The following is a 13,479-nucleotide window of genomic DNA, read 5'->3' on the forward strand; positions in this document are numbered from 1 at the left end:
GGCGACATCGACCGAAACACCTACAAGATTGAGATCGACGTCACCATCAACACCAGTTGACACCAGCCCGACCAGCCTATGTGAGCGGCATTGGGATTAGGGCGCGTTCGAACTCGGCGAAAGCACCCATCACGCTCAGCAGCAAGTTCGCCATCGGCGAGTCCTCCCCCGTGAAGGTCAGCGACTCCTTCACGAACTCCACCCGCACACCCTTGCCAGTCAGGGTGCGCACCAACCGCCGCAGATCATCCAGATTGCGGGCCGGGCGGTCCCTGGAATGCACGATCACGGTGTCGCCCTCGCGGACGAACGCGATCAGCTCGTCCAAGTGGGGGCGTGCGATCGCGGACAAACGCGGCCCGCACAATCGGCTCGGCGCGGCGCTGCAGGTCGGGACGGTCCGGTTCTTGGGTCACTTCCTCACTGAGGATCCCCTCGACCCGGGCTGCCGGTGCCGCACGGGGGCCGGGAGGTTGGTTCGTGGTGACGGTCAGCGGTTGAGGTAGGCGGCCAGGCCACCGAGTTCCTCGTTGGCGATGAATACCGAACCGACGTTGATGATGGCCTCTTCGACGTGGGTGGTGCAGCCCCAGGCCGAGTCGCCCCACGAATCGGCGATCTTCAGCTCGGCCGGCGCGGTGCAGCCGGCGGTGCCGCCGAGCTGGCAGTGCTCAGGGTGCGGCGTGGTGGCCTGTACGGCAGCCGCGGCTCGTATCTGGGCGGCGAGCTCGGCGGCGGCAGCGGCGCGTTGCTCGGCATCGTCGCGCAACTGGCGTTCGGCGCGTACCGCCTGGAGGGTGGCCAGGCGCAGCTCCAGGTGCTGCGCGACCTGGTCGGCGAGATAGCCGAGCACGGTCCTCTGCACCTCGCTCAACTCCCGAGGCATGGCGTCGATCGCGGTAACGGTGCCGAGGTGGTGCCCGTCGGCGGTGACGATCGGGGCGGCGGCGTAGAACCGCAGCCCCAGCTCACCACGTACCAACGGATGATCGAGGGTGCGCGGATCCGTGACCGCGTCGTTGACCACGTACGGGCCCTCGGCGCAGAACGCCGACGCGCACAGTCCCGGTTCCGTGCCGACCTGCGCGACACCATCCAGTCCCTTGGCCGCGGCGAACCAGACCCGGTCGGCGTCGACGATGCTGACCGTGGCGATCGGGGTGCCGCACACCGCTGCGGCGGTCGCCGCGATGGTGTCGAACTGGCCGTCGGTTGGAGCGTCGAGGATCTCGTAACGGCGTACCGCAGCTAGCCGGACGGGGTCGGTGAGGGCGGTTCTGTCAGCGGTGATCGACACGGTGTGGTGCTCGCTTCCCATGGGGGTGTTCAGGCCGGGTCAGAGTACGTGGTTGCGGCGGTCATGCCGCATCCGCTATCGCTGCCGTGATGCCGGCGCGGTCGAGGACTCGGTACACCGTCGGGCGCGACACCTCGAACAGCACCGCCAGTTCGGCGATGGTGTGCTCGCCGGCCGCGTGCAGTTCGAGCAGGTGCGCCTGTCGGGCTTTCGACAGTTTCGGGGCCCGGCCCTTCAACTTGCCCTTGGCCTTTCGATGGCCATGCCTTCGCGGTGCGCATGCGCAGCAGGTCGACCTCGAACTCGGCGAAGGTGGCCAGGATATTGAAGAACATCTTGCCCATCGGGTCGGCCGGGTCGTAAATCATCGTGCCCAGCTGTAGGCGGATGCTGCGGGCGGCGAGGGAGTCACCGATGGCCCGAGCGTCGGGAATCGAGCGTGCGAGTCGGTCGAGTTTCGGCACGACCACGGTGTCGCCGGTGGCGGAGTCGGATACGCGAGCGACACCGAGCTGGTCGACGACCTGATCGCGAAGGGCTGGGGAGGTGCCGGATTCTGTGTCACCCCCGAGCACGAGACACCCCCGACCTGCGAATACGACAGTCGATTCATTGGACACATCCGGACCCTGATCGGTTCCATCACAACAAAATTCACGTATGCTGGCGGTCGCCGAGATGAGCGGGAACCTGGCGCGGCCGGCGCGCACCCCCGACCCCGGCCCGGATCCGCTGGCGGTGGCCGCGATCCTGCTCGATGGCCTCGACGTCGTCGTCGTGGACGTCTCCCCGGCTCCGTGGCGCCGTCGCGGATGCGGGCGGCGCTCGCCCGACACTGGTCAGAAGTCCGGCCTGGAAACTCTGGCGCATTGGCCTTCCCTGATGCCGACCACAAGGTGGCATGGGGCGGTCTGAGGCAGAGCGAAAACGGGGGGTAAACGCGGAGCCTGACACAAAAAACAGGTCAGTCCCGGTCTCAGACCGGGACTGACCTGCTATTTCTGTGGAGCTAAGGGGACTCGAACCCCTGACCCCCACACTGCCAGTGTGGTGCGCTACCAGCTGCGCCATAGCCCCTGGTTGTTGCGCTCCGGGCGTCCCCGCCGCGCTTGAATGAAGTTACACCAACGGTGTGTCGGCAACCAAATCGCCTCGATTCGGGGGTGACAGGAGGCGCCGGTTGAGGTTAGTATCGAACATGTGTTCGAAGCGACTTCGATCGTGCGGGGTGTGGGGAGGTAGGCGGTTGGACGCTCGGGTTGGGCAGAGCAGATGGGGTTGCTGGTTTGTTCGTTCCCGAGTGTCCAGCGGTCGTCTGGTGCGAGTCGGATGTACGTGAGGGTGTGGGCGGTTGCAGTGCCGGACAGGGATGTGCCGATCGGTCGGCACGTTTCGCGGGTCGGAACGAATGCCGAAACAGCCAGCGGTACAGCCGGTCTCGCAACCGGACATGGAGACATCTCGAGGCGCGGTCCAGGACAGGGGGCCGGATCGCGGCGTCGAGTGCGCGGGCCGGGTGGCGGCAGGTGGAGCCGTTGCCCGGCCCCAGACCAACTGAAAGCTCGGCGGATGGCGATCTCGGGGGCTGGGGATGTCGGGTCGCGCCGTCGAGTGGGCCGGGGCGTCGATTTGGTGGAATCGGCGTTCCGGCCCTTCCCTTCGCCGCGAGACCGCATCGCCTTGCCGAGTCCGTGGCGGATCGGCGCTTCGTGAGGGAGGTCACCGGATCCTGGTCTACCGGGAACAGCGCAGGCGTGCGCTGCTCACCGGGTGAGCGAGACCACCCAGTTCTCGTCGTTGGTGTCGACCTTGGTCGTGCCGTCGAAGACCGCGGGTGTGGCCGCGGAGCCGCCCAGTGCCGCGCCGAGCGCCGCCGCCTGCGCCATGGCGCTGCTGCGGGCGGACTCGACCTTGGCACCGGTGGCGATGCATTGCCGCACGGACTCGGCGGCTCCGGCGTCGCCCGCTATAGCGGCGAGTTCCTCGTTGCTCAGGTCGTCGCCGCCTTCGCTGGGGCGCTTGGTAGTGAACAATTCGGTGTGGAACTTGGAGTAGACGGGGCCCGAACCCGCCTCGGCCACACACTGGTTCGCCGCGACGGCGCGGGTGGAGTAGTCCTTGCTCCGCGAGCGGGCGTCGAGGAAGTTCACCAGGCGATAACGGACCGCCAGCGCGCCCTCATCGATCTTCTGCGCGATCTCTTGACCGTAGATGCGCTCCAAGCTGCCACAGCCGGGGCACAGCGGGTCCTCGAAAATGTCGATGGTCTTCTTCGCGTCCGGGCGGCCGAGCAGGATCGAACCGTTCTGCTCGAGCACCGAGTGCACCGCCTCGTTCCGCACCGAACCGTAGCCGTCGTTGCGGACGGCCGCGTCGTCCCGCCCCCAGCGGATCGCCGCGATGACGATCACCACGATCAACACGAGAGCGACCGCACCGAGCGCATAGGTGGTCGCACTGGACATCGGCCGGGGTGTGTACTTCGAACGCGATTCGTTCACATTGACACTTTGCCGCAACGAACCGCCATCCCCGCCGCCGGGCTACCGATCCGACCTCCGATGGACACCCGCGCGCACCGGACCTGGTCAGCGGCAAACGGCACGGCCACGCGTCCGGTTCGGTCCTCGCACTTCCATCGCTCGACAGCGCATGGAATGCGGCTATCGTCGCCGACCTTGTATCGGCTCGGCAGCGATGGCTCCGACGGCCGCGTTCCGGTGCCCAGCGGCGCGGCACTCGTTGCCGCCTGCCGGCTTCGTCTGTCTCCCGACCGTGGCGGGTTCCCCGATGCCATCGGCCGCTGTACGAGTGAGAGCCGGGCGACCCGCGCGCGACCACGGTGGTGACCGCATGTCACCGACCGGACAACCACGGCGGCCGCCACCCTGAGCCTGGCGACGAGGTCAGCGGTGCCGCTGGACGGGCGCGCTGCCGCAAATGACACCGGTGACGGCTTCAGCGTCCGCGGCGGGTGCGCCGTACCGGCCGCGGACGTTTGCCACGGGACATCGGTCGCCCCGACACCCCCGGGTTTTCAGCTCCGTCCGAGTCGGCGACCGCCGTACCCGGCACCGCCCGCACAGGTCCGGCATCGGCCGCCGTACCACGACGATCACCGCTCACAACCGACGGAGGGCTCACCGTGCCACCGGATTCAGCAGCCGTCCTGACGCCACTCGTCGTCGATCGGCGACGACCGGCCGCCGCACGGGAATCTTCGACGCCCGCTGCGCGATCACCCGGAAGCTCGGCAGACTCGGCCACCGCCGGCACCGGGCTGTCGGCGATCGGCGCGCCGGACACCTCGTTCAGCGCACGCTCGATACGAGCAGCGCGCCGCTCGGTGTCGTCCGCTCCGCCGGAATGTTCGGACGGGCTCTCCGAAGGAACCGAACTCCCCCGCCGCAACGGCTCGGGCACCACAGCCCAGACGAGCGCGGCGACAGCGAGCAAAGCGCCGGTCACACCGAGCGCGAGCGCATAGGACACCTGCTGCGCCAAGGCGCCCACGGCGACCGGGCCGATGACGGTGCCGAGGTCGGCGGCCATCTGGAAACCGGCGAGCACCGGGCCGCCGCGCGCCTTGGGCCCGATGATGTCGGCGACGGCCGCCTGCTGGGTCGGCGTGAACATGCCGGACCCGATCCCGGCCAGGAACGAGGTGGCGAGCAGCCACGGGAGGTCGGTCGCCAGGCCGAGCCCCGCTGTTCCCGCCGCACACACCAGCGAGCCGACGATCACGAACGGTTTGCGGCCCCACCGGTCGGACAGTCGCCCCGAGGCGAACAGCACCGCGACGTTCCCCGCGGCGAACACCGTCAACGCTACACCGGCCATACCCGGCGCCTGGTGCAGCACCTCGACGACGAGCAGCGGCACCAACGCCATCCGGACACCGAACACGGCGGCCCCATTGGCGAAATTCGACAGCAACACCGCCCGGTACTCCGGCCGCGCCAACCCCTCCCGGAAGGACATCATGCGAACACCGCCGACGGGCTCCGGCGCGGCCAGTTCCGAATGCCGCAAGCTCAGGTACACCACCACGCTCACGGCGAGCAACGCGACGGCGTAGATGACGAACGGCCAGCGCAGCCCGAGCCCGGACAACCCGCCACCGACCAGCGGCCCGCTCACCGAGCCGACCAGGAAGCTGGTCGACCACAACCCGGAGACCCGGCCGCGCTGCTCGGGCGGGGAGATGCGGATGACGAGCGCCAGCGACGACACGGTGAACATGGTCGATCCGATGCCGCCGAGCGACCGCAAGAGCATGAGCTGCCAATAGTTCTGCGCCAACGCGCTGGCGCCGGTGGACACCGCGACGATCAGCAGCCCGCCGAGATAGACCGAGCGCTCCCCCAGCCGCTGCACCAGCCGTCCGCTGAGCGGCGCGAACAGCAACCGCATCAGCGCGAACGCGGACACGATCGCCGAGGCGGCCGCCACGCCGACGCCGAAGCCGCGCGCGAACTGCGGCAGCACCGGGGCGACCAGACCGAACCCGATGGCGATGACGAACGCGCCCCCGACCAGCACCCAGATCTCGGTGGGCAGGGGCTTGGATCTACCGGTCACCGGACAGCGCCTGCCCCACCAATTCCTCCGCGGCCGTCTGCACCTCGGCGAGGTGCTCCGGGCCGTGGAACGATTCCGCGTAGATCTTGTACTTGTCCTCGGTGCCGGACGGGCGAGCGGCGAACCACGCGTTCTCGGTGGTCACCTTGAGACCGCCCAGCGGCGCTCCGTTGCCCCGCGCCCTGGTGAGCACGGCGGTGACCGGCTCCCCGGCGACCTCCTTCGTGGTGATCATGTCCGGAGTCAACTTCGCGAGCAGCTCTTTCTGTTCCGCGGTGGCCGGTGCGTCGATCCGCGCGTAAGCGGGGCTGCCGTAGCGGCGTTCGAGTTCGACGTAGCGCGCCGACGGGCTCTGCCCGGTGACCGCGGCGATCTCGCCCGCGAGCAGGGCGAGCAGGATGCCGTCCTTGTCGGTGGTCCAGACCGTGCCGTCCATCCGCAGGAACGACGCGCCCGCGCTCTCCTCGCCGCCGAAGGCCAGGCTGCCGCTGAACAATCCGGGAACGAAGAACTTGAACCCCACGGGCACCTCGTGCACGTCGCGCCCGAGCACGGAGACCACCCGGTCGATCATCGACGACGTCACCGCGGTCTTGCCGATCTTGGTCAGCGCGTCCCAGCCCATCCGGTTCGCGACCAGGTATTCGATGGCCACCGCGAGGAAGTGGTTCGGATTCATCAACCCGCCGTCGGGCGTGACGATGCCGTGGCGGTCGGCGTCGGCGTCGTTGCCGGTGGAAATGTCGTAGTCGTCCTTGATCGCGATCAGCGAGGCCATCGCGTAACGGGAGGACGGGTCCATCCGGATCTTGCCGTCGCTGTCGAGCGTCATGAACCGCCAGGTGGGGTCCACGAAGGGATTGACCACTTCGAGCTCGAGGTCGTAGCGCTGGCCGATCTCCTCCCAATAGTCGACGCTTGCGCCGCCCATCGGGTCGGCGCCGAGGCGGATGCCCGCGCCGCGGATCGCGTCCAGGTTCAGCACGTTGGGCAGGTCGTCGATGTAGTGGTCGAGGTAGTCGTAGCGTTGCACGCCGGTGGCGAGCGCGCGCTCCAGCGTGGTGCGCTTGACCCCGGTGAGCCCGGCGCACAGCAGTTCGTTCGCGCGTGCGGCGATGGCGTCGGTGGCCGTGTTGTCGGCCGGGCCGCCGTGCGGCGGGTTGTATTTGAAGCCGCCGTCGCGGGGCGGGTTGTGCGACGGGGTGACCACGATGCCGTCGGCCTGATGCTTGGCGCCGCCCCGATTATGGCGCAGCACAGCATGACTCAGCGCCGGCGTGGGGGTGTAGCGGTCGCGCGCGTCGATCACCGCGGTGACGTCGTTGGCGGCGAGCACCTCCAGCGCTGTGGTCCAGGCGGGCTCGGACAGCGCGTGCGTGTCCCTGGCCAGGTAAACCGGCCCGGTGATGCCGCGGGTGGCGCGATACTCCACGATCGATTGGGTGATCGCGAGGATGTGTGCCTCGTTGAAGGCGCCGTCCAGGCTGGAGCCGCGATGTCCCGACGTGCCGAACGTCACCCGCTGGGCCGGATCGTCCGTGTCCGGAACACCGCTGTAGTACGCCGTCACCAGGTGTGCGATGTCTTCCAGATCGGTGGGACGTGCGGCACGCCCGGCTCGATCGTGGGCCATGCTCGGGTCTCCCTTCCGTATCGGCTGCGCCCGGCTCGTCATCAGGATCATGTCCACGACCGCCCGGTCACCGCCGACCCCACGGCCACGTCGTTCGTGTCGGCCGCCGGCCGGAACGTCTCGCAGCCCTCCATGCTGAACGTGGTCGGCACGGTGCGGAAGCCCGCTTCCGCGGCGGCGAGCGGTCGGTCACCCGCCGGCGCGCCGCTCAGATCGCCGAGCCGCGCCGAACCGACAATGGTAACGGCCGACGTGCCCGGCGGCATCGGCGAGGCGAAATCCGCTGGTGCCGCCAGGGCTACGGGAGAACCGGCCGGTGCATCGGGCTTGCCGCGGGGTCTGGTCATCGCTCACCTTCCTGCCACTGGTCCACCGGTGCCAATGTGACGTTGACCGAGGTGAACAGTTCGGCGTTCCGCTCGACGAAGGCGCGCAGGCGTTCGAAATCGTCGACCAGCACCAGCATCAGCGGAAGGTGGTCGGCAATGTCCAGGATCCGGGTGGTGTGCACATGCGAGGACGCGCCGTATCCCTCGATGCCGCGCCACACGCTGGCGCCCGCCAGGCCACTGTCCCTGGCCCGGCGCACGATCTCGTGATACAGGGGCGTGTGCCGCCACTTGTCGTCCTCGTCGAGCAGCACGGTGAGCCGTGCCGCGGGCCGCCACCGTCCCGCCGCGGCGGCATCCGCTTGCGAACCACTCATGCCTGCCCCCTTCCGTCGTACCGTTCCCGTCGATCGCCGAGCCGAACCAGGTACTCACCGTGCCATGCCCGCGCCGGGCTCCGACGCCCCGGCTACGCCACCGCCACCCCCGAGGCGGACGAGCGCGGGTAGTGCCGCGCCCGGTCCGAGGAGTCTACGAACCTCGCGGGTGGGGTGGAGAAGGTGGTGCGACCGCCGGGTGCGCCGATACCGAGAAAGGTGCACAGCAGCCTCCTGGCTACCCACACCGAAGCGGTCGGAATCATCGGGTTTCCGATTGCAAAGCATCCCATGACATTTACCGCGTACGCCGGGTAGAGGACCGCCCACCTCTGCACGAGACCGGATCGAGCACAATGCCGATGGCGTTCAGCAAAGCCCGCCACATCTGCTTACCTCGTATTTTGCACCAATAATGGTGATTCGGGAGCGCTTTGCCGTGTGCGGCGGACGAGTACCGCGTGTCGTGCGCGATGCTCGGCGACGGGCTCCGCGATCCGGATCATTGCCGCGGCCCATGGCGGAAGATTCGTCCCCACACCGGAGTAGACCGCCAGCACTGGCCGATCGGGCAATCGCAGAGCACAGTCCCGCCACCCCTCCTCGCGAGGCACCGCCGCGCTCGCCGACGAACCCGCGATCGCCCGGCTCGGACAGCGACGACGGCCGCCGCCCCCGCGACGGAATCGCGGGGACGGCGGCCGCTGTGCCGGAAACCGGATCGGCGGTGCCGCACTCGGTTCAGTGGGCGAGCACCGGCTCTCCCTCGGCGGGCACCGGCGCCGTGCTCGGCATGAGCACCGCGGTGAGGATGCCGCCCACCACGAAGATCGCCGTGGCCCACCAGAAACTGGTGGTGTAGCTCTCGATCGCGGACTGGGCGACGGTGAGCGGGTCCGGGGTGCGGGCGGACAGGTAGTCCGTGGCCGCGGACGCCGCGATGGTGCTCAGCAGCGCGGTGCCGATCGATCCACCGACCTGCTGGCTGGTGTTGATCATGGCCGAGGCCACGCCGGCGTCCTCGTGCTGCACGCCCGAGGTGGCGCCCTGGAAGGCGGTCGACATCGAACCGCCGAGGCCGAGCCCGAGCAGGATCAGGGCGGGCAGGATGTGGGTGGCGTAGCCGGTGTCCAAACCGATCCGGGTCAGCCACGCCATGCCCGCCGCCGCGATCAGGAAGCCACCGCTGACCACGACCTTCGGGCCGAGTTTCGGCAGCAGCAGCGACGGACCGGTGGTCGAGGAGGCCACCATGGCGGCGACCATCGGCAGGAACGCCACGCCGGTCATGATCGGCGAGTACCCCAGGGTCAGCTGCATGTAGTAGGTGAGGAACAGGAAGATCGCGAACATCCCGATGCCCATGACGAAGACCGTCAGGTAGGAGGTGCCGCGCATCCGGTCGAGCACGATCCGCACCGGAAGCAGCGGGTGCGCGACCCGGGTCTCCAACCAGGCGAACACCGCGATCAGCGCCGCACCGCCGAGCAGGAACGCCAGGGTGACGCCGTTGGTCCACCCGTCCGATTCCGCGTGCGAGAACCCGTAGACGATGCCGAACAGGCCCGCGGTGACCACCACCGTGCCGGGGATGTCGAGCTTGGGCCGCTCGGTGCTCGTGTGCTTGGCCAGCAACAGCACGGCCCCCACCAGGGCGACGGCGGCGAAGGCGAGGTTCACGAACATCACCCAGCGCCACGAGGCCCATTCGGTCAGTGCGCCGCCGAGCAGCAGCCCGATCGCGCCGCCGGTGCCCGCGACGGCGCCGAAGATGCCGAACGCCTTCGCCCGCTCGGACGGTTCGGTGAAGGTCACGGTGAGCAGCGAGAGTGCGGCGGGCGCCAGCAGCGCGCCGAAGACACCCTGTCCGACACGAGCCGCGACGAGCATCTCGAAACTGGTGGCCGCGCCACCGACGGCGGAGGCGACCGCGAAGCCGACCAGACCGATGATGAAGGTGGTGCGCCTGCCGAACAGGTCGCTGAGGCGTCCGCCGAGCAGCAGTAGGCTGCCGAACGCCAGTGCGTAGCCGGTGACCACCCAGGAGCGGTCGCCGTCACTGAAGCCGAGGTCCTGCTGAGCAGCGGGCAGGGCGATGTTCACCACGGTCGCGTCCAGCACCACCATGAGCTGAGCGACGCCGAGGACGGCCAGCACCCACCAGCGCAGGGCGTGCGAGCCGCGCCGCCCACTTCCCGTTCGCTCCGGGGCCGGGGCCCCGCGGTCGATCGCGGTAGTCATGTGTACCCTTTGTCTCGAGCATTGATCCGGAGGATGCTCCTCCGCTACTCGAAGAAGCTATCACGATAACGGAGACAACACCTCCGGTTAATCCCCGATGTTGATAGAATGGCGGTGTGAATCACGCCACGGTCGCCTCTCCACCCCGGCGCCTGCGGGCCGATGCCGCGCGCAATCAGCAGCGGATCATCGCCGCGGCGCGGGAACTGTTCGCCGATCACGGACTCGAGATCACTCTCGACGACGTGGCCGAGCGCGCCGGTGTGGGCGTCGGCACGGTGTACCGCCGCTTCGCGAACAAGAAGGAACTGATCGTCGAAGTCTTCGACCAGAACCTGAACGATTTCGCCGACGCGGCCGACGCCGCCTACCGGCATCCAGATCCCTGGTTCGGACTCGTCGAGTTCTTCGAATACGCGTGTCGGCACATGGCCACGAATCGCGGATTCAGCGAAGTGATGCTGGAACTCGAAGACGACGAGACCGACCGATTCGCGGTCGTGCGCGATCGCATCAAGCCGAAGGTGCACGCCATCTGCGCCCGCGCCCGCGACGCGGGCGTGCTCGCCGACGGCATCGAGCCCTCGGATTTCTTCGCGCTGGTGCACATGGTCGACGGTCTCGCCGAGTTCGCCAGGCCGGTCAATCCCGATGTCTGGCAGCGGTATATGGCCATCATGCTGAACGGCGTGCGCGGCGACAAGACGCCGCGTCAGCATCTCGTCGTCCCCCCGCTGAGCGACGACGAGGTCGAGCAGGCCAAACAACAGCTGACCTGCAGCTGGCGCAAGAGGTAGCGAAAACGAACCGCAAGTAGCGCGGGTCACACACACTCCCGTAGAGTTGGACACATGACCAATTCGTGGGTGAACTGGGCCGGCGATCAACGCTGCGCACCCGCACTCTTCGCCACGCCGCGCTCCATCGGCGAACTGGCCGGCCTGCTCGCCGACGCCGAAGCCGACGACCGGACCGTGCGCGTCGCGGGCAGTGGGCATTCGTTCACCGACGCCGTCCTGACCGACGGCACCTTGCTGAGCCTGGCGCACCTGAACCGCGTGCTCGACGTCGACCGGGCGAACGGCCTGGTCCGGGTGGAGGCGGGCATCAGCCTGAACGCCGCCAGCACCGCCCTGCACGATTACGGCCTCGCCTTCCCGAATCTGGGCGACGTCGACGTGCAGACCGTCGCGGGCGCCATCGCCACCGCTACCCACGGCACCGGCGCGACTTTGCAGAACCTCTCCGCCGCGGTGCATTCAGTGGAACTGATGCAGGCCGACGGAACCCTGGCGGAACTGAACGAGCAGACCGATCCCGACGGTTGGCGCGCGGCGCGCGTCGGCATCGGCGCACTGGGCGTCGTCACCGCCCTGACGCTGCGGATGGTGCCGTCCTTCGTGCTGGAGGGCATCGAGCGACCGATCCCGGTGGAGGACGTGCTCGCCGATCTGGATTCGTTCGTCGACGGCAACGAGCATTTCGAGTTCTACATGTTCGCGCACAGCCCGCTGGCGATGACCAAGCGCAACAATCGCGTGCTCCTGCCCGAACAGCCGCGCCCCAAAGCGGTGGACTGGTTCACCGACATCTTGTTGTCCAACTACCTGTTCGACGCGCTGTGCGGCCTGAGCCGCAGGCAGCCGCGCCTGCTCCCGTCGATCCAGCGCAGCGCCGCCTACGCGGGCAGCTACCGGCGTCAGGTGGACCGCTCCTACCGGGTGTTCGCGTCGCCGCGCCTGATCCGCTTCACCGAGATGGAGTACGCGATCCCGCGCGAGCACTCCGTCGACGCGATCCGCGAGATCAAGGAACTGTCCACTCGATTCGACACCCCGATGCCCATCGAGGTGCGGTGGGTCGCGCCCGACGACGCGTTCCTGTCCCCGGCGGCCGGCCGCGACACCTGCTACATCGCGGTGCACCAGTACCGGGACATGGAATTCGAGCCATACTTCCGCGCCTGCGAAGCGGTTTTCGACCGCTTCCAGGGCCGCCCGCACTGGGGCAAACGCCACTTCCAGACCGCCGCGACGCTGCGCGGCCGCTATCCCGACTGGGATCGGTTCGCCGAGGTGCGCCGCCGCTTCGACCCGAAAGGGCGTTTCGCCAATCCCTACCTCGACCGGGTACTCGGCCCGGTCGGCTGAACCCGGCGCACCGTGGGCTTCACTCCGGTCGATCGGCGAGGAGTTCCGCGACCAGACGGGGCACGGCCGTGCCGATGGGTTCGCGGATGATCTCGGTGGCCATGGCGTCGTACGGCGTCGGCTCGGCGTTCACGATCACCAGATCCGCGCCGCTGCGCACGGCGATGGAGCACATCGACGCGGCGGGCTCGACCTGCAACGACGTTCCGATGGCAAGGAAGATGTCGCTCGTCTCCGCGGTGAGCGCGGCCTTGGCCACGGTGCGGCGGTCCATCTGCTGGCCGAACATCACGGTGGCGGATTTGAGGATGCCACCGCAGCCAGGACACGGCGGGTCGGGTTCTCCCGCGGCCACTCGCTCCAAGGTGGCGGACATCGAGGTCTGGTAATCGCATTCGATGCAGACCACCTCGAACATGTTGCCGTGGATCTCGATCACCCGGTCCGGCGATGACCCCGCCCGCTGATGCAGGCGATCGATGTTCTGGGTGATGATGGTGACCGTCCGCCCGGCCCGCTCCAAGTCGGCGAGCGCGTTGTGCGCGGCGTTCGGGACGGCCTGCCAAGCCGGATTGTCCCGCCGCGCGAGCCAGGCGCGTTCCCGCAAGCCGCGGTCGGCCACGTAGTTCTGATAGGTCGACAGCAATTCGGCGATCGAATCCTTCGTCCACACCCCGCGCGGGCCGCGGAAATCGGGGATGCCGGAATCGGTGGAGATGCCCGCGCCCGTGAGTACTCCGATCCGGCCGGTACGACTGCGCCACTCGGTCGTCATATCTGCACAGCCTAGGGGCAGCGACGAGATCGGACACGAATAGACGATGAGAGATTGTTAGGGTTATCATCTCATTATATGAGTTCGGCCGATCAA

The 13,479-nt window shown here is 68.4% G+C and carries 11 protein-coding genes, 1 tRNA gene and 4 pseudogenes; 4 read left to right on the plus strand and 12 right to left on the minus strand.

Annotation, left to right across the window (positions count from 1 at the left end; translation table 11 throughout):
• Positions 1 to 94: 94 nt before the first annotated feature.
• Positions 95 to 367: pseudogene (locus ACWEO7_RS22695) on the minus strand (recombinase family protein); the annotation flags it as partial.
• Between ACWEO7_RS22695 and ACWEO7_RS22700 the strand changes: the two are divergent.
• Positions 342 to 428 (plus strand): annotated as a pseudogene (locus ACWEO7_RS22700) (DUF4158 domain-containing protein); the annotation flags it as partial. The pseudogenes ACWEO7_RS22695 and ACWEO7_RS22700 sit on opposite strands and share 26 nt — an antisense overlap.
• Positions 429 to 490: 62 nt before the next feature.
• Here ACWEO7_RS22700 and ACWEO7_RS22705 read toward each other — a convergent pair.
• The 3 genes and pseudogenes from ACWEO7_RS22705 to ACWEO7_RS22715 all read right to left on the minus strand — a co-directional run.
• Positions 491 to 1,297, minus strand: a complete 807-nt coding sequence (locus tag ACWEO7_RS22705) for a GAF domain-containing protein (protein WP_452425913.1) — start codon at positions 1,295 to 1,297, stop codon at positions 491 to 493.
• Positions 1,298 to 1,358: 61 nt separating this feature from the next.
• Complete coding sequence (locus tag ACWEO7_RS22710) at positions 1,359 to 1,535, minus strand: helix-turn-helix domain-containing protein (RefSeq protein ID WP_452425915.1); 177 nt, start codon at positions 1,533 to 1,535, stop codon at positions 1,359 to 1,361.
• Positions 1,536 to 1,617: 82 nt separating this feature from the next.
• Positions 1,618 to 2,007, minus strand: a pseudogene (locus ACWEO7_RS22715) (recombinase family protein); the annotation flags it as partial.
• Between ACWEO7_RS22715 and ACWEO7_RS22720 the strand changes: the two are divergent.
• A complete protein-coding gene (locus ACWEO7_RS22720) occupies positions 1,958 to 2,212 on the plus strand; it encodes a hypothetical protein (protein ID WP_452425917.1) in 255 nt (84 codons plus the stop codon). The pseudogene ACWEO7_RS22715 and the gene ACWEO7_RS22720 sit on opposite strands and share 50 nt — an antisense overlap.
• Positions 2,213 to 2,301: 89 nt before the next feature.
• Here the strand turns inward: ACWEO7_RS22720 and ACWEO7_RS22725 are convergent.
• The 7 genes and pseudogenes from ACWEO7_RS22725 to ACWEO7_RS22755 form a co-directional block, all read right to left on the minus strand.
• Positions 2,302 to 2,374, minus strand: a tRNA-Ala gene (locus ACWEO7_RS22725).
• 686 nt (positions 2,375 to 3,060) lie between these two features.
• Entirely contained in the window at positions 3,061 to 3,762 is a 702-nt protein-coding gene (locus tag ACWEO7_RS22730; protein ID WP_452425919.1) for a DsbA family protein, read from the minus strand.
• A gap of 874 nt (positions 3,763 to 4,636) precedes the next feature.
• A pseudogene (locus ACWEO7_RS22735) lies at positions 4,637 to 5,878 on the minus strand (MFS transporter); the annotation flags it as partial.
• The gene (gene pgm / locus ACWEO7_RS22740; protein WP_452425920.1) at positions 5,868 to 7,511 is read right to left on the minus strand and encodes a phosphoglucomutase (alpha-D-glucose-1,6-bisphosphate-dependent); all 1,644 of its coding nucleotides are present in this window, start codon (positions 7,509 to 7,511) and stop codon (positions 5,868 to 5,870) included. The gene pgm and the pseudogene ACWEO7_RS22735, both read right to left, overlap by 11 nt.
• A 47-nt stretch (positions 7,512 to 7,558) precedes the next feature.
• Positions 7,559 to 7,858, minus strand: a complete 300-nt coding sequence (locus ACWEO7_RS22745) for a hypothetical protein (protein ID WP_452425922.1) — start codon at positions 7,856 to 7,858, stop codon at positions 7,559 to 7,561.
• Positions 7,855 to 8,217 (minus strand): DUF190 domain-containing protein, encoded by a 363-nt coding sequence (locus ACWEO7_RS22750; protein ID WP_355077832.1) that lies wholly within the window; start codon positions 8,215 to 8,217, stop codon positions 7,855 to 7,857. Before ACWEO7_RS22750 ends, ACWEO7_RS22745 begins: the two co-directional genes overlap by 4 nt.
• 741 nt (positions 8,218 to 8,958) lie before the next feature.
• Positions 8,959 to 10,458, minus strand: a complete 1,500-nt coding sequence (locus ACWEO7_RS22755; protein WP_452425924.1) for an MFS transporter — start codon at positions 10,456 to 10,458, stop codon at positions 8,959 to 8,961.
• Between the two features lie 116 nt (positions 10,459 to 10,574).
• On the opposite strand from ACWEO7_RS22755, the gene ACWEO7_RS22760 reads away from it, so the two are divergent.
• Both ACWEO7_RS22760 and ACWEO7_RS22765 read left to right on the plus strand, forming a co-directional pair.
• On the plus strand, positions 10,575 to 11,255 hold the full coding sequence (locus tag ACWEO7_RS22760) for a TetR/AcrR family transcriptional regulator (protein ID WP_450024819.1): 681 nt from the start codon (positions 10,575 to 10,577) through the stop codon (positions 11,253 to 11,255).
• A 54-nt stretch (positions 11,256 to 11,309) separates the two neighbouring features.
• Positions 11,310 to 12,608 (plus strand): D-arabinono-1,4-lactone oxidase, encoded by a 1,299-nt coding sequence (locus ACWEO7_RS22765; RefSeq protein ID WP_452425925.1) that lies wholly within the window; start codon positions 11,310 to 11,312, stop codon positions 12,606 to 12,608.
• 19 nt (positions 12,609 to 12,627) lie between these two features.
• Here the strand turns inward: ACWEO7_RS22765 and ACWEO7_RS22770 are convergent, their stop codons facing one another.
• Positions 12,628 to 13,383, minus strand: coding sequence for an SIR2 family NAD-dependent protein deacylase (locus tag ACWEO7_RS22770; RefSeq protein WP_452425927.1), 756 nt, complete (start codon positions 13,381 to 13,383; stop codon positions 12,628 to 12,630).
• Positions 13,384 to 13,479 lie beyond the last annotated feature (96 nt).

This window comes from Nocardia sp. NPDC004260 (assembly GCF_053603155.1).

Bases quoted from the DNA above. Each gene is read 5' to 3' on its own strand.
- ACWEO7_RS22750 (WP_355077832.1), bottom strand. From the start codon at position 8,217: ATGAGTGGTTCGCAAGCGGATGCCGCCGCGGCGGGACGGTGGCGGCCC.
- ACWEO7_RS22765 (WP_452425925.1), top strand. From the start codon at position 11,310: ATGACCAATTCGTGGGTGAACTGGGCCGGCGATCAACGCTGCGCACCC.
- ACWEO7_RS22720 (WP_452425917.1), top strand. From the start codon at position 1,958: ATGCTGGCGGTCGCCGAGATGAGCGGGAACCTGGCGCGGCCGGCGCGC.
- ACWEO7_RS22755 (WP_452425924.1), bottom strand. From the start codon at position 10,458: ATGACTACCGCGATCGACCGCGGGGCCCCGGCCCCGGAGCGAACGGGA.
- pgm (WP_452425920.1), bottom strand. From the start codon at position 7,511: ATGGCCCACGATCGAGCCGGGCGTGCCGCACGTCCCACCGATCTGGAA.
- ACWEO7_RS22730 (WP_452425919.1), bottom strand. From the start codon at position 3,762: ATGTCCAGTGCGACCACCTATGCGCTCGGTGCGGTCGCTCTCGTGTTG.
- ACWEO7_RS22745 (WP_452425922.1), bottom strand. From the start codon at position 7,858: ATGACCAGACCCCGCGGCAAGCCCGATGCACCGGCCGGTTCTCCCGTA.
- ACWEO7_RS22770 (WP_452425927.1), bottom strand. From the start codon at position 13,383: ATGACGACCGAGTGGCGCAGTCGTACCGGCCGGATCGGAGTACTCACG.